This window comes from Akkermansia sp. RCC_12PD (assembly GCF_036417355.1).
Lineage (GTDB): Bacteria > Verrucomicrobiota > Verrucomicrobiia > Verrucomicrobiales > Akkermansiaceae > Akkermansia.
In genome coordinates this window covers 210,568-230,641 of record NZ_CP143889.1, presented here as the reverse complement: position 1 = coordinate 230,641, position 20,074 = coordinate 210,568, and the positions used below count along the sequence as shown (strand labels likewise).

The window sequence follows — 20,074 nt, the reverse complement described above, 5'->3', positions numbered from 1 at the left end:
GTTGGTGCTGAAATGAAATTACCAGGGATATTATTGGCCGCCTGCTGGAGTTCTGCACTCCTGGCAGCTTCCGATGCCGTGCCGCAGATGGCCCCTGCCAACGAAGATGAGGGCGATAAGATTTGCGTGGAGCTGGCTTCCCTGAGATTTCAGAAACGGAACAACGAACACGGCCATGCTTACCGGGTGTGTCAGATACTGTTGTACTGCGTGTTTCCTGGTTCCGGAATGCTTGGGCTGGAGCGGGCGGATCAGGATTTGACGGTGACCGGTTCCGACGGAATGGAGCTGGAGATCACGAGAACGGAGCTTTCCGGGTTTTCTGTCAAAGGCAAGCCGCTGGTTGGCGTGGAGGTGATGCTGGAGGTTGTCCTGCCTGCCTCCGGCATGCCGCGCTGGTTTGAACTGAAGGGGAATTTCCTTTTTCCCGTCAGTGAGAAGTTGGAGATTCTGGATTTCGGGACAGTTGAATTGAAAGAGTCCGGGAGTACTGTTTCCATGACTGATCCCGTTTCCATAAGGGAGGGTACGGGCGTTCTGGATGTCGTTGATATTTCCAAACTGGACAAGGTACTCATGAAGGTGACCAGGAATAGGGAGGACAAAGTTCCGCACTTGGATAAGGTTCCGGGCGAGAATTGGAGGTTCATGGTGTATTCGAACAGCATTTTCCACCCGAAGGGTTTTTTATTTCACGATTTGGACGGAAACAGGATAACGCCCAGGCTGACATTCCAGCACATGGACTATGGAGGTATAGGCAGGTCCTACCTGTTTGATTCTTCCGTCAAGTTTGTGAATGTGGAAGTCCTGTACCAGGGAACGGCGCGCTGGGTGACGATTCCGGCAGACTTCAGGGTGGGAATAGGAGGGGTCATGCCGGATTTACCTCCCGCTCCAGCGGACGTTGCGGAAGCGGGCAGGAGTGCCCGCTGAGGTTTTATGCCCAGAAGGAGTCGGCTCACCATTTGAGCAGGGAGTTGCCCCCTTGCGCGAAGCTGGAGAGCAGGGTACCCGCTGCCGCCGTTTTCTGGGCCCTGGCATTGGAGCGGCCCATGTATTGTTCCATGTCCGCCCTGTTGTACAGGGATTGGGCGTTTCTCATGGCTTGCGCCGCCTCATCCTGAATTTGGGTTTGGAGCCGTGTGGCAAGGGCCTGTTCCCGTACCGGCACAGACCCTTCCCTGAGCAGGGAGGATTGTGCGGCATCCAGCCGGGCTTCTCCCATTTGCCGTGTGGCGTCCTTTTGCATGCGCCTGGAGTTTTCCAGACCGGTTTGTTTCTGAAGCTGCGCTTCGTTCCTCAGCGTGGCGGCGTTCGCGTCCGCCGCTTTTTTGGTGGCGTCTGCGCTTTTTTTCTGTGCCGCGGCGGAAGCGGTCCCCGCCGCTACGGAGGTGGCTGCCATGGCTATCATTCCTAAAGATACCGGATCAAATCCCATGCCCGAATGCTGATGCGGAAAACGGTCTAGGAGCAACACGCCTGAACCGTTGACATGAATCCGGGGCTGGCACGGGAAATTTATTTTTCAATTACAATGCTTTCAATGTTAAGCACGGGGCGTTCCGGTGTGGAATGGGGGTCGATGGTTCCGGTGATGATGACCGCGTCACGTTCCTTCAGTCCGTTGACGCCCTTGGCGGATTGTTTGATCGGGTTGCCTTGCTCGTCCACGAACTGGACGGTCATGGTGTTGTCTTTCCTGATTTCCACGGGGACGCTGTCGGTAGTCCATGTTCCGTGTTCCTGCATGTTGGCCAGCAGTTGTGCAGGATCTCCAATGGTGAATGAGGCAATGTTTTCCGCAAAGACGGGTTCTTCACCCAGAACAGCCCCTTTCACGGTGACTTTTTCACCGGGGGCGGCTTTTCTGGCGTCCGAGACAACGAGCGCCCGCGGAAGGCCGACCATGTTTTCCGCAAATCTTACGGCCATTTCCTGGGTGACGTTCTGGTCGGAGGTCAGGGCCTTCACGGTTTCCTTGGGGTTGCAGGCCACTAGGGCGGCGGCGGCCAGGGACAGGGCAATCAAGTGTGTGGTATGCATGGGAACTCCTTTGTTCTGAATTATTGGATTCCTTTCCGGCTTGCGCCGTTCATGATTCCCTGCACGGGAAAAGATGTTTTTTATAGGAACAGTCCTACCGTAAACAGGGCCAGATCCCTGGCTGTGTCCCACAGCCGTTCCGCATTGTGAAGGCAGTCTGCCAGGAATTTGTTGATGCTTACTGCATTGAACAGGCGCAAGAGGCCCAGGAACAGAAGCAGGTTGGCAAAGTAAACGAGGATCAGGGAGAAGAAGGTTCCGTTGCCTGCCAGGTCCGGCTGGTCCTTGGGAATGATCCATGCCGTCCAGAACAGATGGAAGCACCACCAGAATCCCAGGCCGGAGTAGAGCAGCGCCTCGCAGGTAATGGTGGGCCAGAAGATATGGACGATTCCCCAGACTAGCCCCCACAGCATGCCCCAGAGGGGCAGGAAATAGGGGGAAAGGGAGATGAACAGGTTGTTTTTATTCGTTTGAATGTAGCCGCCATCCAGGGAGGCGTTGAATTTGCTGACGGAGCCCCGGCTGCAATAGACCGCCAGCACGTGCGTCAGTTCATGGCCCAGCACGTACAGGTAGAGCAGGGAAGTGGTGAACAGCCTGCTGCATCCCAGCACGATCCAGACAGCCGCCCCCATCAGGGCATACCAGACCGGAATGGAGAAAAGAATGTTGAGACTGCCCGACGCGTGGGCGAGCTGGTCGCACAGGGACATGGCCGTGATAAGGGCCAGCGGCAGGAGCAGGAAGGTGGCCACCGCGTGCCTGATGAACCGGGTTTTCCGGGGCAGGTCCATGAACGAGAAGTCTTCGTATTCATCCTCCCAGCAGTCGGACGTGACTTGGGCACGGTGTGTTTTGTCCCAGGCTTCCCGGTTGCATTGCCTCATCATATTGCGAAGGCTTGCCGCGGAGCGCGGCCGGCCGGCTGTTTCTGCATACCGGCGCCAGTCGCGGCGTCTCGGTGTGTATTTTGGTGCCTTGGGCATGCGGTGGAGAGGTGTAAAATCAGGATAGCCGGATTTCCGGCAGAAGGCGAACCAAATTTGGTTCTTCGCAAAAGAGGGGCAAAAAATGTTTTATGAACGTCCCTCCCTGCTGTATGATCCGCCACATGCAAGAGGCGCTTCTGGTTCTGGAAACTTCCTGTGCACGGCTTTCCGCCGCGGCATGGGCCGGAGGCGTCCTGTTGTGCCGTGTGGAATGGGAAGCGGAGCGCAACCATACCTCAGCCATTTTTCAAGCCGTACGCAAGGTCCTGGATTCCCTGGAAGGCCGCCGTCTGGCGGAAATCGTGGTGGGTTCCGGTCCCGGTTCCTACGGAGGAATCCGCGTGGCGCTGGCTGTGGCGGACGGCTTGTCCCTGGTGCATGGCTCGCGCGTCGCGGCGTTTAGTTCATGGAACGGACTCGGCATTCATGCTCCGCTGGCCTGCGTGATGTCAGACGCCCGGCGTGGAGGCTGGGCATGGGCTCGCGTGACTGCCGGAGTTCTGGAGGGTTCCCCGGAAGTGCTGCCCGGGGAGCAGACCGCAGCCCGGGTGCGGGAATGCCTGAAGACCGGAATCCCCGTGTATTCCACGGAGGCCGCCGGGGTCCTGGCCGCCAGGAGCATGGAGGGCGTCCTGCCCGTTCTTCCGCATGCGGAAGCACTGGGTTCCGCATGGATGGCCCTGGATGTTGCGCGACGGGAGGAGCTTCTGGCGGCGCCGGCGGAACCGCTGTATGTCCGGGCTCCCCATATCACTTCCTCCAAACGCCCCGCCTGGGCCGTGAAGGCGTAATTAGGGTTTGACTTTCTGGAAGATTGTTAGACTTTTAATCGGTAATCTTCATCACTAGTAGTATTTTTAGACCATGAGCAATGACACTTTTTCTGAACGACGCACATACCCCAAAGGATTAAAAGGCATCATCGCCAACGAATCCGCTTTGAGTGATGTGCGCGGTGAGGAAGGGCGCCTTTTGTATCTGGGGTACGATATTGATGATCTTGTGGAAATGTGCTGTTTTGAGGAAGTCGTTTATCTGCTTCTCAACAAGCGCCTTCCGAACCGGGATGAATTGGAAGGCATCAGGAACCGCCTCCGTTCGGACCGTGATCTCCCCCAGCCCGTTCTGGATTTTTTCAAGACCGCCACCAAGTCCGCCCGTCCCATGTCCGCCCTCCGGACGGCGGTTTCCATGCTGGGCATGTATGACGACCGCACCAAGGACCCCGGCCAGCTGAAGGAGATAGGCCTCAGCCTGATTGCCAAGGTGCCCGTGATGGTGGCGTATTATTACCGCCTGTGCCAGGGGCTGGACCTGCCGCCCGTGCGGGAAGACCTGAGCGAATCCGAACATTTTTTGTGGCTGCTGAAAGGTGAGGAGCCCAATCCGGATGAAGCCCATATTCTGGACGTGGCCTATATCCTGCATGCGGACCACGGCATGAACGCCTCCACCTTTGCCGCCCGTGTGTGCATCGCCACCCTTTCCGACATGTATTCCGCGATTACTGCGGCCATCGGCACCCTGAAAGGGCCGCTGCACGGCGGTGCCAATGAGGGGGTGATTGAGATGCTCAAGGAGATAGGCACGGAAGACGGGGTGGATTCCTATATTGAGGACAAGCTTTCCCGCAAGGAGAAGATCATGGGCATGGGCCACCGCGTGTACCGCGTTCTGGATCCGCGTGCGCCGCATCTGCGCCGCATGGCCATCCGCCTTTCCTCCAAGATAGGAGAACCCAAATGGATCCGCATGTCGGAACGCATCGCCAAACTTGTCCGTGAACGCAAGGGGCTCAATGCGAATGTGGATTTTTATTCCGCTACGGTTTATTACAGCATCGGCATTCCCACCAGGCTGTTTACGGCTATTTTCTCCATTGCCCGTTGTTCCGGGTGGGTGGCCCAGGTGCTGGAACAGATGGAAGACAACACGCTTTACAGGCCCCTGACCCTGTACACGGGGCCGAAGGACCGCATTCCCGTTCCCACGATCGACATGCGGTAGGGCATTTTTCCATGGAGAGGACGCCGGAGATTGAATTCCGGCGTCTTTTTCGTATGATGACTGCCACTCTCTCATGAAGAAGTATCCCTGTTTTCTGCTAGCCGTTTTCCTCCTGCTGTTCCTTGTGATGGGCATATCTCCGGCCTCCCGGTCCGTCTGGGTGGCGGAGGTGATTCCCGTGGTTCTCGTGGCAGCGGTTCTGACGGTGTGGTCCCGGACCTTCCGTTTCAGCAACTGGTCCTACACGCTGATGTTTTTCTGGCTGGCGTGCCACACGGTAGGCGCCCATTACACGTTTGCAGAAGTTCCTTTCGAATGGTTCCGGGAACTGGTGGGCGCGCACAGGAACCCTTTTGACCGCATAGCTCACTTCACGGTGGGCTTTTATGCTTTCCCCGTGGCAGAATACCTGGTGCGCAAGCAGTACGCGGGCAAGATTCTGGCGGGGATTTTCGGCCTTTTCTTCGTGATGGCCGTGGCGGCGGCCTATGAAATTATCGAATGGCAGTATGCAGTCATCATCGGAGGGAATGACGCCAACGATTTCCTCGGTTCCCAAGGCGATGTATGGGACGCCCAGAAAGACATGTTCTGCGATACCTGCGGCGCCATTGCGTCCCTTGCGCTTTTTTATCTGGTGCGTCCCTGGAAGGGGCAGGGGAAGGAGGAAGACGGCGGCGCGCCCAGCCTGATGGACATGTGCGGCGGCAGGAAGGCCTGAGCGGCAGGACCGGAGGATGTCAAAGGCCGTTTTGTCCGCCCGTTTGCCGTAGCCCTTCATACAGGACGACGGCTACGGCGGTAGAGAGATTCAGGCTCCGGGAGCCTTCCCCCGGCATGGGTATGGTCAGGGCGGCGTCCGTATGCTCTTTCAGCATGCTTTCCGGCAATCCCCTGGACTCCGGACCGAAGACCAGATAGTCCCCCCGGCGGAATTCCGCCTCCCAGTGCGTCCGCTTCGCCTTGGTGCTCAGGTACCAGAAGCGCGCTTCCGGACCGGCGTTCCGCTGAAGTTCCTCCAGGTTTTCCCAGACGTGCAGGTCCACTTTTGCCCAGTAGTCCAGACCGGTACGCCTCACATGTTTTTCATCCAGGCTGAATCCCAGCGGCTTGACCAGGTGCAGTCTGGAACCCGTAGCCAGCGCCAGACGTCCGGCGGCCCCGGTATTGTGGGGGATTTCCGGATGAAACATGACGATGTTGAAGCGCGGCGGCATGCGGCTGATCTCATCACAAACGGCCTTTCCTTTCAAGAGAGACTTGTTCCAGAGAAACAAATAATGTACCTTTCCCTCCGATGAGAGACATCGTGTATTTTGACTTGGAAACCCGCCACTCCGCTGCAGAGGTGGGAGGCTGGCACAACACGGCCGAGATGCGCATGTCCGTGGGCGTGACTTATTCCACCGCTTCCGGCAAATACACGATTTATTCCGAGGAAATGGTGGACGACCTCATCACGCAGCTCCGCCAGGCGGACCTGGTGGTGGGCTACAACCACGAACACTTCGACTACGGCGTGCTCCAGCGTTATACGATGTGGAACATGGCGGACATCACGAACAATCTGGACCTGTGCCGGGATATCGAGCAGCGCGGCGGAGTCCGCGTCAAGCTGGATTCCGTGGCCGCGGCTTCCATAGGCTCCTCCAAGACGGCGGTGGGCACCCAGGCCCTCAAGTGGTGGGCGGATTACGTGAAGACCGGGAATGTGGAACTGCTGATGGACATAGCGCGCTACTGCTGTTTTGACGTGAAGGTTACCCGCGATGTTCACTGGTATGGAGCGGAACACGGTTTCATCCGCTATGACGACAAGAAAGGGGGCACCGTGGAATTGCCCGTAGACTGGAAGCTGTAACCCGTCCCGTCTGCGTGGCATGAACAGGATGTGGAAATGGCTGGACCGCTATATGTGGCTGATCCCTCTGGGGCTTCCCGGCGTGGGTATTCTTGAGGGGGTAGGTTTCCATATCTTTGAACCGGCTGCGTTCAATGGCATGGTGATTGTTCTCTTCTCCGTGCTGCTGCTTTTCCACTGCCTTTTTGGGCTGCTGGCGTGCATCCTTCTGTTCCGGAAAGGTTTGTGGCTAATGGTTCCGGTATGCCTTCTGGTGTATGGAATGACTTCCCTTATTTATTTTTCCGTGCTGTGGGGACCGCTGAACGTTGTGCTGCAATAATGCTGAGAACGGTGATGCATCCCGCCTGAAAAGCAGGCTGAAGAAAAAAGGCACCCCCAATCCTTACCGCCTGTTGATGCGGGCCACTTCCCGCTGGGCTTCCCGCATTTCCACGCGGGCCTTGAGGTCGTAGCGCTGGTCGCGGTGGGTCTTGCCTTTGCCCAGCCCCAGGGCCAGCTTGACCTTGCCGTTTTTCCAGTACAGCTTGAGGGCTACGAGGGAACAGCCCTTCTGGGAGACCTGTTGTTCCAGCTTAAAGATTTCCCGCTTGTGGAGCAGCAGGCGGCGGGGGCGGCGCGCCTTGTGCTGGAAAAATTCCCCGGCCGTCTCCCACGGCTGGATGTCACAACCGTACAGGAGCATCTGGCCGTTTTCCACTCTGGCGAATGCATCGGCAATGTTCACCTTTCCGGCACGGATGGATTTGACTTCCGTGCCTTTGAGTTCCAGCCCGCATTCGCAGGTATCCAGGATTTCGTAGTCCCGGCGGGCTTTTTTATTGGAGGAGATGTCTGCGCTCATGTTCGGCGGGGATGAAAAAGCCCCGGGCCAGAAGAACCGGGGGCTTGATGAAGGGGATGGGTTCCGGATGGGAACGGGAGGGGGCAGGGGAGTTACTGGGCGGCCTCCTGCAGGGTGTCGGAGGGGACGTGATAGACAAGCTTGCCTTCAATAATCTCCGTCAGGGCGATGTTCGCGTTTCCCATATGGGGCGTGGTGGGAATCAGCGGAGCACGGCCGCTGTTGAGCTGGGCGACGCGGCGGGAAACCACGTTAATCAGCAGCTGGGGCTCGGGAATGATTTTGGAGGCTTGTTCGACAAGTTCGGCTTTCATGTAAAATAGATGTAGGATCTCCTGATGCGGGAAAACATATAAATGTTTTTTTCGGGAAAAATCAACCCCATATTACGGCATGACGGCCTGCCGTTCACTCGGCGACAGCTCCTTCCATGTGCCCGGCTCCAGGCCGTCCAGCGGCAAATTCCCTATCCTGACACGCAGGAGCCTGAGCGTAGGAAAACCCGTGGCCGCGGTCATGCGCCGCACCTGGCGGTTTTTGCCCTCCACCAGCGTGAGCTCCAGCCATGCGGTCGGAATATTGGCCCGGAAGCGGACGGGCGGTTCCCGCGGCGGGACGTCCGGTTCTCTGGGAATGAGGCGCGCGCGGCACGGCAGGGTGCGGTAGTCCCGGATGAGGATGCCGCCGCGTTCCAGCGGGAGTAAGTCCCGCGGGGAAGGTCTCCCCTCCACCTGGCTCCAGTACGTTCTGGGATGCCTGTTCCGCGGATTCAACAGGCGGTCCACCAGCTTTTTTTCATCGGAGAGCAGCAGGAGCCCTTCCGAATCCGAGTCCAGGCGGCCTACGGGATAGACGCCGGACGGAAATCCGAATTCAGCCAGAGTCCTGTGGTGGGGCGCCTCCCGTGTGAATTGGGAAAGCACTCCGTAGGGTTTGTTGAAAGCCAGAATCATGCGGTGCGGGCGCAGTTTATCATGCTCCGGAAGCTTTGGCACGAGAAATGGAAGCGGCTTGACTTGCCTCCCCTCCGGCCTGAAAGTGTGCCCATGCAAGCAAGAATCCTGGGCTGCATATTGGCCTGCTGCCTCGTCGGATGGGTGCAGGCCGCTCCCGATGCGGCGGAAGTGAAAGGGAAGATAGCGCGGAAAATCTGGCAGAACGAGTGTTCCGGAACCGTCAGGGGGCTGGTGTCCTGGAACCGCGGAGAGGCTTTTCCATCCCTGGGCATAGGGCATTTTATCTGGTTCCCGGCCGGAGTCCGGGAGAAGTTTGAAGAGAGTTTCCCTCCATTTGTCGAGTTTTGCAGGAGAAGGGGCGCCCGCCTGCCTGAATGGTGTTACGGCCCCGCGCCGTGGAAGACCCGTGAGGAATTTATCAGGGCGGATGTCCGGGGAGGCCTTCCGGACCGCATGCGCCAGTGGCTGTCCAGTCCGGCGGCCCTCCAAATGCAGACGGATTTTATCATCAACCGTTCTCTGGCGGCCCTAGACCGCATCAGGAAACAGTCCCGCCGCCCCGGTGAAATGGCGGCCAGGTACAATGCCGTGGCGGCGGCGCCCAATGGCATGTATGCCTTGATCGACTACGTCAATTTCAAGGGGGAGGGCACGAATCCCTCGGAACAGTATCGCGGGCAGGGCTGGGGGCTCAGGCAGGTTCTGGAGGAAATGCGCCCGGCTTCTCCTGGCCAGCCGGCCGCGGTTGAATTTGCGGAAGCGGCCAAGAGGGTGCTTCAACGGCGGGTGGACAACAGTCCTCCCGGGCGGGGCGAGGGTCGCTGGCTGGCCGGATGGAAGAACCGCTGCGACACCTACAAGAAGGGTCTGTGACGGAATATCCCCGTTCCGATAACGTTCCGGGCGTGTAATTATCCTTGACCTGTCGCGGTTTAGGGTGTAATTCCCTCACTCATTCTAAGACTTCGCTGAATTTATGCCAAACACCAAAGAAGAAACTACGCTGATTTTATTGAAACCCGACTGCGTTCGGAAAAATCTTTCCGGCACCATCCTGAAACGCTTGTTGTCTGAAGGGTTTCGCTTGCGTGGCATAAAGATGATTCAGCTTGATGAACCCATTCTCCGGGAGCATTACGCCCATATCCTGGATCTCGTCGTCAATGGAGAGCTCCTGTTCCCCAAACTTCTTGATTTCATGACCAGTTCCCCCGTCATTGCCATTGCGCTGAAAGGGCCGGGCGTCATCGTCCGCGTGCGGGAACTGCTGGGGCCCACCAATTCCCAGAAAGCCGACAAGGGTACTATTCGCGGCGATTATGGAACGGACAGCATGATGAACGTGTGCCATGCTTCCGACAGCAGCGAATCAGCGGAAATAGAATTGAAGAGGTTTTTCCGGGAAGAGGAACTGTTCGACAGCCTCAACTAAAATTTCATCATCCGGTTATTCGGGGCCGCATCTGCTTTTGCTGGTGCGGCCCTGTTTCATGAAAACGGAAGGCATTAGAAGAGATGCCGGCCGTTTTTACGGCATCATGCGTGCCGCCGCCGGGAACAGAACGGCTATTTTTCCCAGGGGGTGGTCAGGTACAGGAATGCCTTTTTCAGGCGGTAGGCTTCGCGGAGAAAACCGTCCATGATGTTGTTATAACTTTGTCTGGAAAAGGAATAGCCGTAAACGCGCTTGATAGCGGCGTCTTCTCCGTGCTGCTTTTGGCGTTTCAGTTCGGACTCCATGTCCCGGCACTCGATGTTCGGAGCGCTCAGGATGTCTCTGTGCTAGCGGAAGTCCGCCAGCAATTTATTGTAATGGGCGAATTTTTTAGGGAATTATATACTTAACTTTAGTCTAACAATCCATCACCTTTTCTCCGCGTTTACACGAGAACCGGAACACAGGCGGCAAACTTATTGCTTTCCTAGAATCTGCCAATGGAGAAGGATGGGAAGCCATGCTCGCGGAAATTGGAATTCGTTATCTAAAAATCACTCATGCAGGACGTTTAGAAGGGGCAAAAGCAAGAAGAATAAAACAGTTCCGTGAGTCTGAACTTAAGTATATAAAACCCATTTTTTGCCGGTGCGTCCCAACCGCGCGTAATATTCCCCGTCCATATCGTAATGGAAGCGTTCATCCAGCAGGATACCTTCGTCAATGGTCGTGGAACGGCGCAGGAACAGGGCGGTGGACGCCAGATAGGTGCCGTACCAGATATGCATGCTCAGGCTGTACGGCAGATCTTTCATGGAACGCTGGACGCCGCCGTCCGGGCCGATGAAGTTCCAGGCACCGTACACGACGTTCGCATCCGGGCGGGAATCGGCAAAAGCCTTGATGGCGGCCAGGGCTCCCGGAAGAAGCCTGTCGTCCGTGTTCAGCCACATGACCCATTTGCCCGTGGCCTTGAGGAAACCGCGGTTGATGCCTTCCGACATGCCGGAGTCCTTTTCCACATGCAGTTTCAGGTGGGGATATTCCCGCAGAATATCCAGCGTGCCGTCCGTGGAGCCCGCGTCCTGGATGATGTGTTCAAACGTGGCCCCTTCCTGGCCCAGGACGCTTTCAATGCATTCCCGGACATAGGTAGTGTAGTTGAAACTGGGGGTGACAATGGAGAAATCCGGTTCCGTGTCCATAGTGGAAAATGGGGATTCGGATGTTCAGGAACGCTCTCTGGCTATGTAAATAGGGCGCCTTTTCACTTCCGTATAGGTCTTGGCCAGGTATTGGCCCAAAATGCCCAGGCACAGCAGGATGATGCCGCCCATCAGGCAGAAGATGCAGACCATGGAGGTCCAGCCGTAGGCGGAATGGTGCCAGATAAGTTCCCGGACCATCAGGACAATGATGGAAAGGAAAGAGATGAGGGAGAGCATCACCCCGATGATGGACGCCAGCGCCAAAGGAACCGTGGAAAACGCGACAATGCCTTCAATGGAATACAGGAAGAGCTTGAAGAAGGACCATTTGGTTTTTCCCGCTACACGCTCCACATTTTCATATTCAAACCATTTGGTACGGAAGCCCACCCATTCGTACAGCCCTTTGGAAAAACGGTTGTATTCCTTGAGTGAGAGCAGGGCTTCCAGAACGGGGCGCGTCATCAGCTTGTAGTCCCGGGCTCCGTCCACGATGTGCGTGTCCGAAATCCTGTTGATGGTCTTGTAAAAGGCACGGGCAAAGAAGGAGCGGAGCGCGGGTTCCCCCTCCCGGGTAGTCCGGCGGGTGCCGGCGCAGTCGTATCCTTCCTCTTCAATGGCTGCGAGCATGTCCGGGAGCAGGGAGGGAGGATCCTGCAGGTCTACGTCCATCACGGCGGCATAATCGCCCGTAGCGGCTTCCAGCCCGGCGTAAATAGCCGCCTCCTTCCCGAAGTTGCGGGAAAAGGAGATGAATCTTATTTCCGGAGACTCCGCCGTCAGGTCCTTGATCGTTTGCAGGGTATGGTCCGTGGACCCGTCGTCTACGAAGATGAGTTCCCTCTCATAACCATTCAAGTGCTCGCTGAATACCCGGTCCACTTCTTTCTTGAATTCCGGGATGGCTTGTTCTTCATTCAGACAGGGAATAATCAGGGAAATACGCTTCATACCAATGAGCACAATATATGCCTGTCCCTCTACCGATTCCAGAAAATAAGTGTTTTGAACGCACAACAGCCTTTCCCCCGCCGGGAGGGAAAGGCTGCCGAAAACCGGTCAACCGGGAAAAAGGCCGGATTTTAGAATTTGGGCAGATTGCCGATGTCGTCCTGGTTTTCAGGGGCGCGCGGATCTCTCAGGTCGCTGTCTCCGTCCTTGCCGAAGCTCCAGAAGTCGTAGTCCGGGTTTTGTCCCGTTCCCATCTTCAGGTTTTTGGCACTGGCGGACTTGGTGGGAAGGGCCTGCTCGCTGCCCAGGCGGTAGCGGTAGGGAGAACCCCACGGGTCCGTCAGGATGTACAGGGTCACCTGCTGCCCGGCCTTGGTCACCTTGATCTGCCGGACAAGCGGGTTGCTCTTGGGCTGGGTGGCGGGGTTCATCTCGTCGTTGTAAATGGTGGCGTCCCTGGCGGGAACGCCTTCATTCTTGTAGTCGCCGAACAGGGCCATGTAAACAACGTTGGAACTGAATTCCTCGCCGTCCGCCACGGCTGCCCCGTGGTTGCGGAAGGGGGCTTCCGTTCCGTAGGGATAGCGGTCATGGTCGTTATGGTAGCTGGACAGCCCCATTTCAATCTTGCGGACGATGGATTCCGCGGCCTGCTCGTTCTTCCTGGTTTCAAGCCATGTGTAGATGGAGATGGTCAATGTGGCAAGCACCACGATGATAACCATGACCACCAGGATTTCCATGAGAGTGAAGCCCCTTTCCGCCCGCAGGCGGCTGTATGAGGTGCGAATCTTCATCTACGTTTTCCGTAAGGGGGTTAACCCATCTTTTCAATGACCTGGAGAAGGGGCAGGAACATGGCGAACACGATGCCGCCGACGACCACGGCCAAGAACACGATCATGATGGGTTCCAGCATGGAGGTCATGGCGCCCACGGCGTTGTCCACTTCGTCGTCGTACACGTCGGCAACCTTGAGGAGCATGTCCGGGAGCTGGCCGGTTTCTTCACCCACGTCCACCATGGAAATCACCATGGGCGGGAAGAGTTTGGAGGAAGACATGGGCGTGACCACGGATTCCCCTTCCTTCACGGAGTCGTGAATGAGGCCGATGGCGTCGCCGACGATCATGTTGCCCGCCGTATCCTTCGTGATGGTCAGTGCCTGGAGGATGGGCACGCCGGAAGTAACCAGGGTGCCGAAGGTCCGGGCGAACCGCGCAATGGCGCTCTTGCTCTGCACGTTGCCGATAACCGGCATGGTCAGCAGGGCGGAGTCTATCTTGCGGCGGCCGTTGGGTGTCTTGCTCATGGCCACGAAAATGGAGTACAGGATGGCGACAATGGCTGCCAGAATGACGGCGTTCGGCACGAATAAGGGGGCGGCCATGAACCAGTCGCTGATACCGAACACGAATTCGGAAATGGCGGGCAATTCCTGGTTCTGTTCCGCGAACATGGTCTTGAACTTCGGCACGATGACCAGCATCAGGAAGATCACGATGCCTACTGCAATGAACAGCACGATGGAGGGATACACCATGGCGGAAATGACCTTGCTTTTCAACTTCTGGGCCTTTTCCTGATATTCCGCCAGACGGTTGAGCACGACTTCCAGCACACCACCGAGTTCCCCTGCCTTCACCATGTTGACGAAGAGGCGGTCGAAAATGCGGGGGTGTTGCGCCAGCGCTTCGGAGAACGTGGAGCCTCCCTGCACGGAGTCGCCCAGGGCTTCAATAGTTACGCGCAGGGTGGGGTTTGCTTCCTGCTTGGCCAGCACGTTTAAGCTCTGGAGCAGGGGCAGGCCCGCATCAATCAGGGTGGCGAGCTGGCGGGTGAAAATCATCAGGGCCTTGGCCTTGATTCTGCCGCCCAGCTTGCCTTTCTTGCCTTTGGCTCCCTTGGCCTTCTTCTTGGTCGCACCCGTTTCCTGGAGCTTGCCTTTTCCGGCTTCTACAATCTGGGTAGGGTACAGGCCGTGCGCCCGGATGGACTCCATGGCCTCCGCTTCCGAATTGGCCTCCAGGGTCCCCGTTTTCTGGTCGCCTTTATGGTCAAGTGCTGTATATTGATATTTAGGCATATATATTGTTTTTTAAGTGTTCGCTGCTTGATAGGTGAAATGGTAGTGTGGCTTTCCGCTGCTCCATTAAGTGTATTTCAGCACTTCTTCAATGGTGGTATTGCCGTCGTAAATGTTCCTCAGGCCGTCTTCGCGCAGGGTGGACATGCCCATTTCAATCGCTTTCTGTTTCAGCACCACGGAAGGGGCTCGGTCCGTGATCATGTCCCGCAGGGTGTCGTTGATGTCCAGGAGTTCGTAGATGCCTTTCCGGCCCTTGTAGCCCGAGTTGGAGCATTTGTCACAACCCCGGCCCGTATAGAAGTGCTTGTCCCCCAGTTCGTAGGGAGAAACGCCAAGCTGGGAGAGGATGCTGGAGGAAGGTTCGTATGGCGTGCGGCAGTCCGGGCAGATGGTGCGCACGAGGCGCTGGGCCAGTACCCCTTCCAGGGAAGCTGCCACCAGGAAGGGCTCACAGCCCATGTCCACCAGACGTGTGATGGCTCCGGCGGAGTCGTTCGTATGCAGGGTGGAAAGCACCAGGTGGCCCGTCAGGGATGCCTGGATGGCGATCTGGGCCGTGGCCATGTCTCGCATTTCCCCCACCAGGATGCGGTCCGGGTCCTGTCGCAGGAAGGCGCGGAGCACCATCGGGAAGTCCAGGCCAATGGCCTCGTTGATCGGAATCTGGATGATGCCGTCAATGTCGTATTCCACCGGGTCTTCCGCCGTCAGCACCTTGGAGTCGATCGTGTTGATTTCCCTTAGAGCCGCATACAGCGTGGTGGTTTTCCCGGCGCCGGTGGGGCCGGTGACGATGAAAATGCCGTTAGGCTTGTGAACCGTATCCAGAATGTATTCGTGGATGTGGGGGGGAAGGCCCAGGTTGTCCAGGTTCAGATTGACGGAGGAACGGTCCAGAACGCGGAGCACCACGGATTCCCCGTACTGGGTGGGAAGGGTGGAAACACGCATGTCCACGGACCGGTCACCTATCTGCTTGACGATTCGGCCGTCCTGCGGCACACGGCGTTCCGCGATGTTCATGTTGGACATGACCTTTACACGGGAGATGACCGGGACGGACAGGTGGACGGGCGGCGGCTGCATTTCATAGAGGGCGCCGTCCACGCGGTAGCGGATCTTGAACTCCTTTTCAAAGGGTTCAAAGTGAATGTCGGAGGCTTTTTCCTTGATGGCCTGGGTGATGACCAGGTCCACAAAGCGGATCACGGGAGCAGCGGCGGAGTCTTCCGTCTCATTGCTGACTTCCATGTTGTTGAGCTCCTGCATCAGGTCTTTCATGGCGGCGGATTCCCCGCCGTACAATTCGTTGATGCGGTCGGTAATCTGATAGTCCGGCGCTACAAGAACATGGATGTCCTGGCCGAGGGCGAAACGCAGGTCTTCCACCGTTTGAGGGTTCAGGGGGTCCACCAGACAGACGTACAGGCCCTCAGGCCCATAGCGGACGGGCAGCGCGCCATGCAGGCGAACGAGCGTGGCGGGCATCATGTTTTGTACGTTGGGGTCCGGGTGGAAATTGTCCAGCGTGATGAATTCCGTACCCAGGTCGCTGGCGATCATCTGCCAGATGTCGTCCTTGTTGCCGATGATGCCAAAGTCCGCGAGCACTTCCGGCAGTTCCTTGCCGGAGGTCGCCATTTCCTCCTTGATGTCCTTGGCTAGGGACTTGTCGATCATTCCCCGGCCGATGAAAAGTTCCAGTGTGAGATTGGTGTCCATAATGTTCTGAGTGGATTGCGGGGAAAAATCAGTTGGCGTCTCCCATGGTGACGTTCAGCACTTCTTCCGGAGAGGTGAGGCCGGCCAGCACCTTGCGCACGCCGTCTTCTCTCAGGGTTCTCATGCCCAGCTCCCGCGCGCGCTTGCGCAACTGGGGGGAGGTGAGGTTTTCGTTGATCATGCGGCGAACTTCATCGTCGATCTCGAAAATTTCGAACAGGCCCATTCGTCCCTTGAAGCCTCCGCCGCGGCAGAAGTCACAGCCGTGGGGCGCCTTGATCTGGCCCGGCGTGACGCGGGACATGTCGATGTTCAACGTGTGGGCCTGCTTTTCCGTCAGGTTGCCGTCCACCTTGCAGCGGTCGCACAGCTTGCGGACAAGGCGCTGCGCCATGATGGCGCGGACGGAGGAGGCGATCAGGAAACGCTTGATGCCGATGTCCGCCAGACGGGCTACGGCGCTGGGGGCGTCATTGGTGTGCAGGGTGGAGAACACCAGGTGGCCCGTCAGGGAGGCGTTGATGGCGATGCTGGCCGTTTCCATGTCTCGGATTTCCCCGATCATGATGATGTTGGGAGCCTGGCGCAGCATGGCGCGCAAAGCAGCGGCGAAGGTCATGCCGATGTCCGCCTTCACCATCACCTGGTTGATGCCGGAAAGTTCGTATTCAACGGGGTCTTCCACCGTGATGATCTTTTTGTCCGGGCGGTTGATGTGGTTAAGGCACGCGTACAGAGTCGTCGTTTTACCGGAACCGGTGGGACCGGTCACGAGGATGATGCCGTCGGGCAGGGTGATCAGGCGGTCGAACACGGCTTCGTCGTCGGAAAAGAAGCCCAGCTGCGGAAGGCCGAGCACCAGGGCGGACTTGTCCAGAATACGCATGACAATGCTTTCCCCGTGGTTGCTGGGGACGGAAGAGACACGAAGGTCGATTTGGCGGTCCCCGATGGTCATCTGGATTCGGCCGTCCTGCGGCATGCGTTTTTCAGCAATACTCATCGTGGTGCTCATCACCTTGAGGCGGGCGATGATGGGACTGAGAAGCTTCTTGGGATGGGTGGCCACCTCCACCAGCTTGCCGTCCACGCGGTAGCGGATGCGGAGCCGGTTTTCCATGGGTTCAATGTGAATATCGGATGCGCGCATCTTGAACGCATCCACTAGCATCTGCTGCACCAGGCGGATGATAGGGGCGTCTCCGTCTTCTCCGTCAGCGCCGCTGCCTGCATCCGGAAGGGTCATGTCCCGGTAGAATTCCTTCAGCCGGCTTTCCACCGCACTGCGCGTGGCTACGCTGAAAATTACGTCGCGGCCCAGCAGCTGGGGCAGGCTGTCCATGGTTTCCAGATTCAGCGGATCATCAATAGCCACATTTACGGAAAAGCCGTCGTCAGAAATCGGAATGGCCCGGAAACGCCGGGCCAGTTCCGGGCTGATGATTTCCCTGACTTCCTGGGGAATGTGCATGGACCCCAGGTCCACTACGGGAAGCAGGGAATTGGAGGCACTCACCTGCGCGATGACGTCTTCCGTGAGGTAATTGGACTGGATGAGAAAATCAATCAGGTCCTGGGTGGGAGATTTTTGGCTGCGCGCGTATTGAAGAATTTCTTCATTCAAATACCCGGCCTGCGTAAGAAGTTCGATGAGATATGATTCGTTGGCGTACACGTCGATCTCTGGATTCTATTGTTGGAAATCTGCCGGAACGAATCGGCAGGATACTCCCCTATTTCTGACAGGTTCCGGGCGCAAAGTCAACTTAGCTTCCCTCAAAAGATCATTTTTTTTCAGGGATGACGGTGACGGGGCGCAGCCTTTTCCCCGGAGGGACGCTCCGGCTGTCTGCGGAATGCCATGAAAGAAGGGCAACTTCCCGTTTCCGGAACGTTTACCGGGGGATGCCGGAAAGCAATTCCTCCAGTTCCCGCAGGCTGGAAACGCGTACCAGCCGGGAACGCATCTCCTTGGCTCCGGGAAACCCCTTCGTGTAGGCCAGAATGCGGGACCTCATATGGCGCATGGTGTGGAGTTCGTCGCCGTAATGGCCGGAATTCAGGGCCATCCGCGTATGGCGCAGGATCAGGTCCGTCTTCTCCCGGGGCTGCCTGGCCGGCGGCAGGACGCCGTGCAGCAGGAAATACTTGGCATCCGCAAAGATCCACGGATTTTCCATGGCCGCACGGCCTATCATGACGCCGCTGACGGCAGTGTTCTCTTTCACATAAGCTACGGCCTGGGCCGTGGCAATGTCTCCGTTGCCGATAACCGGGACGGACATGGCACGAGCGCATTCGTCAATAATGTCCCAGTTGGCGGCGCCGGAATACTGCTGGGAACGGGTGCGCCCGTGAATGGTGATCATGGAGATGCCCGCATCCTCCAGCAGACGGCACGCATCCATTGCGCACAGATTCTGGAAATCCCAGCCGATGCGTATTTTTGCCGTGACTGGGATACGGTCGCCCACCGCCTTCACGACTCCGGCCGCCACGGAAGCCAGCAGGGGCAGGTCCTTCAGCAGGGACGACCCCCCATTCTTGCCGACCACCTTCGGAACCGGGCATCCGAAGTTGATGTCAATGAAATCCGGTTTCTCGTGGTCCAGAATGATTCTGGCAGCTTCCCCCATGTGGGCGCCGTCCGCACCGAAAAGCTGGATGCCTATGGGGCGGTGCGATTCTTCAATTTTGGTATATCTTCTATTCCTTTCCCAAGCCTGGAGAATGCCTTCCGCGGAAACGAACTCCGTCACCATCACGTCCGCTCCCAGTTCCTTGCAGATGGTGCGGAAAATGGGGTCCGTCACCCCGGCCATGGGAGCCAGAAACAGCGGGAAATCCGTTTTGATGAACGGCAGAGGGAAGGAGGATGTGGGTTCGGGAAAAGTCATGGTTCCTTAGAATGACGCTAACATGGCTGCACAGCCTGTTCAAGCGTCTTGACTGTTCCGGCGGAAACACAAAAAAGTAACCAGTTTGTAACTTTCCGGATGCATGGAGAGAATGATACAATAACAGAATGAAACTGATGAATATTTGTTGTGTTGCCCTGTTTCCTCTTGCTGCGTGGGGAGCCGGGGCGCCTTCCGGGAACGCCGTCCAGGCCGCGCCGAACGCCGTGAAACCCGCCACCTATGAAAAGGCTTGTCAGATAGTGGAGGAATGGATTGATCAAATAGCCGGGAAAGGCGAGTTGCCCTCCAACAAACTGTCCAACCTTCAACAGGCTTTGAAAGCATTGAGCCAGGGGGCGGATATTCACGGACGGGAGGGACGCAGGACATTGATGGCCTCCGCGGCTCTGGGCAGGAAAGATATTTTTGACTTCCTGCTGGGCCGGGGAGCCGTTCCCGGAAAAGGGGAAAAATTGAATGCCCTGTTCCGGGAAGCTGTTTGCGGTAAAAATGCCGCGATTGCGGAATGGCTTTTCAAACAGGGAGCGGATGTCAACAGCGCCGGACGGATGGGAAGCACCCCCCTCATGCTGGCCGCCTGCCGGAATGACCGTGACATGGTTGATTTGCTGCTCGGATGGAAGGCCGATCCCGACGCCGTCAACGAGCAGGGGGAAACCGCCGCTGATTATGCCCTCGGCAGTGGCTGCCGGGAACTGGGCCAATATCTCAAAAGCAACATGAACAGGAAAGGGGCGGACCAATAAGCTCATCACATGGAAAAAGGCCTCTGATCCGTCTTTTTCCTCCCTCTTCTGCCGGGGCATAAAAAATGGGTTTTATATACTTAAGTTCAGACTCACGGAACTGTTTTATTCTTCTTGCTTTTGCCCCTTCTAAACGTCCCGCATGAGTGATTTTTAGATAACGAATTCCAATTTCCGCGAGCATGGCTTCCCATCCTTCTCCATTGGCAGATTCTAGGAAAGCAATAAGTTTGCCGCCTGTGTTCCGGTTCTCGTGTAAACGCGGAGAAAAGGTGATGGATTGTTAGACTAAAGTT

Annotated in this window: 24 protein-coding genes; 9 read left to right on the top strand and 15 right to left on the bottom strand. The window is 57.1% G+C overall.

Translation table 11 applies throughout. The features are described 5' to 3' along the window. The first annotated feature begins 12 nt into the window (after positions 1 to 12). The gene (locus V3C20_RS00925) at positions 13 to 936 is read left to right on the top strand and encodes a hypothetical protein (RefSeq protein WP_130083362.1); all 924 of its coding nucleotides are present in this window, start codon (positions 13 to 15) and stop codon (positions 934 to 936) included. Between the two features lie 25 nt (positions 937 to 961). Here V3C20_RS00925 and V3C20_RS00920 read toward each other — a convergent pair whose 3' ends face one another. The 3 genes from V3C20_RS00920 to V3C20_RS00910 all read right to left on the bottom strand — a co-directional run bounded on the left by V3C20_RS00920 (position 962) and on the right by V3C20_RS00910 (position 2,939). After that, complete coding sequence (locus V3C20_RS00920) at positions 962 to 1,405, bottom strand: hypothetical protein (protein ID WP_130083363.1); 444 nt, start codon at positions 1,403 to 1,405, stop codon at positions 962 to 964. 116 nt (positions 1,406 to 1,521) lie between these two features. After that, positions 1,522 to 2,046, bottom strand: coding sequence for a hypothetical protein (locus V3C20_RS00915; RefSeq protein ID WP_130083364.1), 525 nt, complete (start codon positions 2,044 to 2,046; stop codon positions 1,522 to 1,524). A gap of 80 nt (positions 2,047 to 2,126) precedes the next feature. Next, positions 2,127 to 2,939, bottom strand: coding sequence for a hypothetical protein (locus tag V3C20_RS00910; RefSeq protein WP_130083365.1), 813 nt, complete (start codon positions 2,937 to 2,939; stop codon positions 2,127 to 2,129). Positions 2,940 to 3,160: 221 nt separating this feature from the next. On the opposite strand from V3C20_RS00910, the gene tsaB reads away from it, so the two are divergent. The 3 genes from tsaB (at position 3,161) to V3C20_RS00895 (ending at position 5,766) form a co-directional block, all read left to right on the top strand. Further along, positions 3,161 to 3,829, top strand: coding sequence for a tRNA (adenosine(37)-N6)-threonylcarbamoyltransferase complex dimerization subunit type 1 TsaB (tsaB, locus tag V3C20_RS00905; RefSeq protein WP_161981660.1), 669 nt, complete (start codon positions 3,161 to 3,163; stop codon positions 3,827 to 3,829). A 73-nt stretch (positions 3,830 to 3,902) separates the two neighbouring features. Then, positions 3,903 to 5,045, top strand: coding sequence for a citrate/2-methylcitrate synthase (locus V3C20_RS00900; protein WP_130083367.1), 1,143 nt, complete (start codon positions 3,903 to 3,905; stop codon positions 5,043 to 5,045). Between the two features lie 73 nt (positions 5,046 to 5,118). Next, the gene (locus V3C20_RS00895; RefSeq protein WP_130083368.1) at positions 5,119 to 5,766 is read left to right on the top strand and encodes a DUF2238 domain-containing protein; all 648 of its coding nucleotides are present in this window, start codon (positions 5,119 to 5,121) and stop codon (positions 5,764 to 5,766) included. 19 nt (positions 5,767 to 5,785) lie between these two features. On the opposite strand, the gene V3C20_RS00890 is transcribed toward V3C20_RS00895, so the two are convergent. After that, positions 5,786 to 6,262, bottom strand: a complete 477-nt coding sequence (locus V3C20_RS00890) for a tRNA (cytidine(34)-2'-O)-methyltransferase (RefSeq protein WP_130083369.1) — start codon at positions 6,260 to 6,262, stop codon at positions 5,786 to 5,788. Between the two features lie 80 nt (positions 6,263 to 6,342). Here V3C20_RS00890 and V3C20_RS00885 point away from each other — a divergent pair, with 80 nt between their 5' ends. Beyond that, positions 6,343 to 6,906 (top strand): ribonuclease H-like domain-containing protein, encoded by a 564-nt coding sequence (locus V3C20_RS00885; protein WP_130083370.1) that lies wholly within the window; start codon positions 6,343 to 6,345, stop codon positions 6,904 to 6,906. A 19-nt stretch (positions 6,907 to 6,925) separates the two neighbouring features. Then, positions 6,926 to 7,228 carry a hypothetical protein gene (locus V3C20_RS00880; protein WP_130083371.1) on the top strand — a complete coding sequence of 101 codons (303 nt, stop codon included), beginning with the start codon at positions 6,926 to 6,928 and terminating at the stop codon, positions 7,226 to 7,228. A gap of 63 nt (positions 7,229 to 7,291) precedes the next feature. On the opposite strand, the gene smpB is transcribed toward V3C20_RS00880, so the two are convergent. From smpB to V3C20_RS00865, 3 genes are all read right to left on the bottom strand, one after another. Further along, on the bottom strand, positions 7,292 to 7,750 hold the full coding sequence (gene smpB, locus V3C20_RS00875; RefSeq protein ID WP_130083372.1) for an SsrA-binding protein SmpB: 459 nt from the start codon (positions 7,748 to 7,750) through the stop codon (positions 7,292 to 7,294). 92 nt (positions 7,751 to 7,842) lie between these two features. After that, positions 7,843 to 8,064: a DNA-directed RNA polymerase subunit omega gene (locus V3C20_RS00870; RefSeq protein WP_067571584.1), complete on the bottom strand. Its 222-nt coding sequence runs from the start codon at positions 8,062 to 8,064 to the stop codon at positions 7,843 to 7,845. 72 nt (positions 8,065 to 8,136) lie between these two features. Further along, a complete protein-coding gene (locus V3C20_RS00865; protein ID WP_130083373.1) occupies positions 8,137 to 8,703 on the bottom strand; it encodes a pseudouridine synthase in 567 nt (188 codons plus the stop codon). Positions 8,704 to 8,796: 93 nt separating this feature from the next. Between V3C20_RS00865 and V3C20_RS00860 the strand changes: the two genes are divergently transcribed. Further along, complete coding sequence (locus V3C20_RS00860) at positions 8,797 to 9,579, top strand: hypothetical protein (protein ID WP_130083374.1); 783 nt, start codon at positions 8,797 to 8,799, stop codon at positions 9,577 to 9,579. A 103-nt stretch (positions 9,580 to 9,682) separates the two neighbouring features. Further along, positions 9,683 to 10,138 carry a nucleoside-diphosphate kinase gene (locus tag V3C20_RS00855; protein ID WP_130083375.1) on the top strand — a complete coding sequence of 152 codons (456 nt, stop codon included), beginning with the start codon at positions 9,683 to 9,685 and terminating at the stop codon, positions 10,136 to 10,138. A 134-nt stretch (positions 10,139 to 10,272) separates the two neighbouring features. On the opposite strand, the gene V3C20_RS00850 is transcribed toward V3C20_RS00855, so the two are convergent. The 8 genes from V3C20_RS00850 to dusB form a co-directional block, all read right to left on the bottom strand. Next, positions 10,273 to 10,446, bottom strand: coding sequence for a hypothetical protein (locus V3C20_RS00850; RefSeq protein WP_153812540.1), 174 nt, complete (start codon positions 10,444 to 10,446; stop codon positions 10,273 to 10,275). Positions 10,447 to 10,761: 315 nt separating this feature from the next. After that, entirely contained in the window at positions 10,762 to 11,346 is a 585-nt protein-coding gene (locus V3C20_RS00845) for a glycosyltransferase family 2 protein (protein ID WP_130083376.1), read from the bottom strand. Between the two features lie 24 nt (positions 11,347 to 11,370). After that, positions 11,371 to 12,300 carry a glycosyltransferase family 2 protein gene (locus V3C20_RS00840; protein ID WP_130083377.1) on the bottom strand — a complete coding sequence of 310 codons (930 nt, stop codon included), beginning with the start codon at positions 12,298 to 12,300 and terminating at the stop codon, positions 11,371 to 11,373. A 131-nt stretch (positions 12,301 to 12,431) separates the two neighbouring features. Next, positions 12,432 to 13,097, bottom strand: coding sequence for a prepilin-type N-terminal cleavage/methylation domain-containing protein (locus V3C20_RS00835; RefSeq protein ID WP_130083378.1), 666 nt, complete (start codon positions 13,095 to 13,097; stop codon positions 12,432 to 12,434). Between the two features lie 20 nt (positions 13,098 to 13,117). Further along, entirely contained in the window at positions 13,118 to 14,386 is a 1,269-nt protein-coding gene (locus V3C20_RS00830; RefSeq protein WP_130083379.1) for a type II secretion system F family protein, read from the bottom strand. 66 nt (positions 14,387 to 14,452) lie between these two features. Beyond that, positions 14,453 to 16,111, bottom strand: coding sequence for a GspE/PulE family protein (locus tag V3C20_RS00825; RefSeq protein WP_130083380.1), 1,659 nt, complete (start codon positions 16,109 to 16,111; stop codon positions 14,453 to 14,455). Between the two features lie 28 nt (positions 16,112 to 16,139). Further along, positions 16,140 to 17,786, bottom strand: coding sequence for an ATPase, T2SS/T4P/T4SS family (locus V3C20_RS00820; protein WP_130083381.1), 1,647 nt, complete (start codon positions 17,784 to 17,786; stop codon positions 16,140 to 16,142). A 220-nt stretch (positions 17,787 to 18,006) separates the two neighbouring features. After that, entirely contained in the window at positions 18,007 to 19,008 is a 1,002-nt protein-coding gene (dusB, locus tag V3C20_RS00815) for a tRNA dihydrouridine synthase DusB (protein WP_130083382.1), read from the bottom strand. 128 nt (positions 19,009 to 19,136) lie between these two features. Here dusB and V3C20_RS00810 point away from each other — a divergent pair, with 128 nt between their 5' ends. After that, the gene (locus tag V3C20_RS00810) at positions 19,137 to 19,778 is read left to right on the top strand and encodes an ankyrin repeat domain-containing protein (RefSeq protein ID WP_130083383.1); all 642 of its coding nucleotides are present in this window, start codon (positions 19,137 to 19,139) and stop codon (positions 19,776 to 19,778) included. Positions 19,779 to 20,074: the final 296 nt, after the last annotated feature.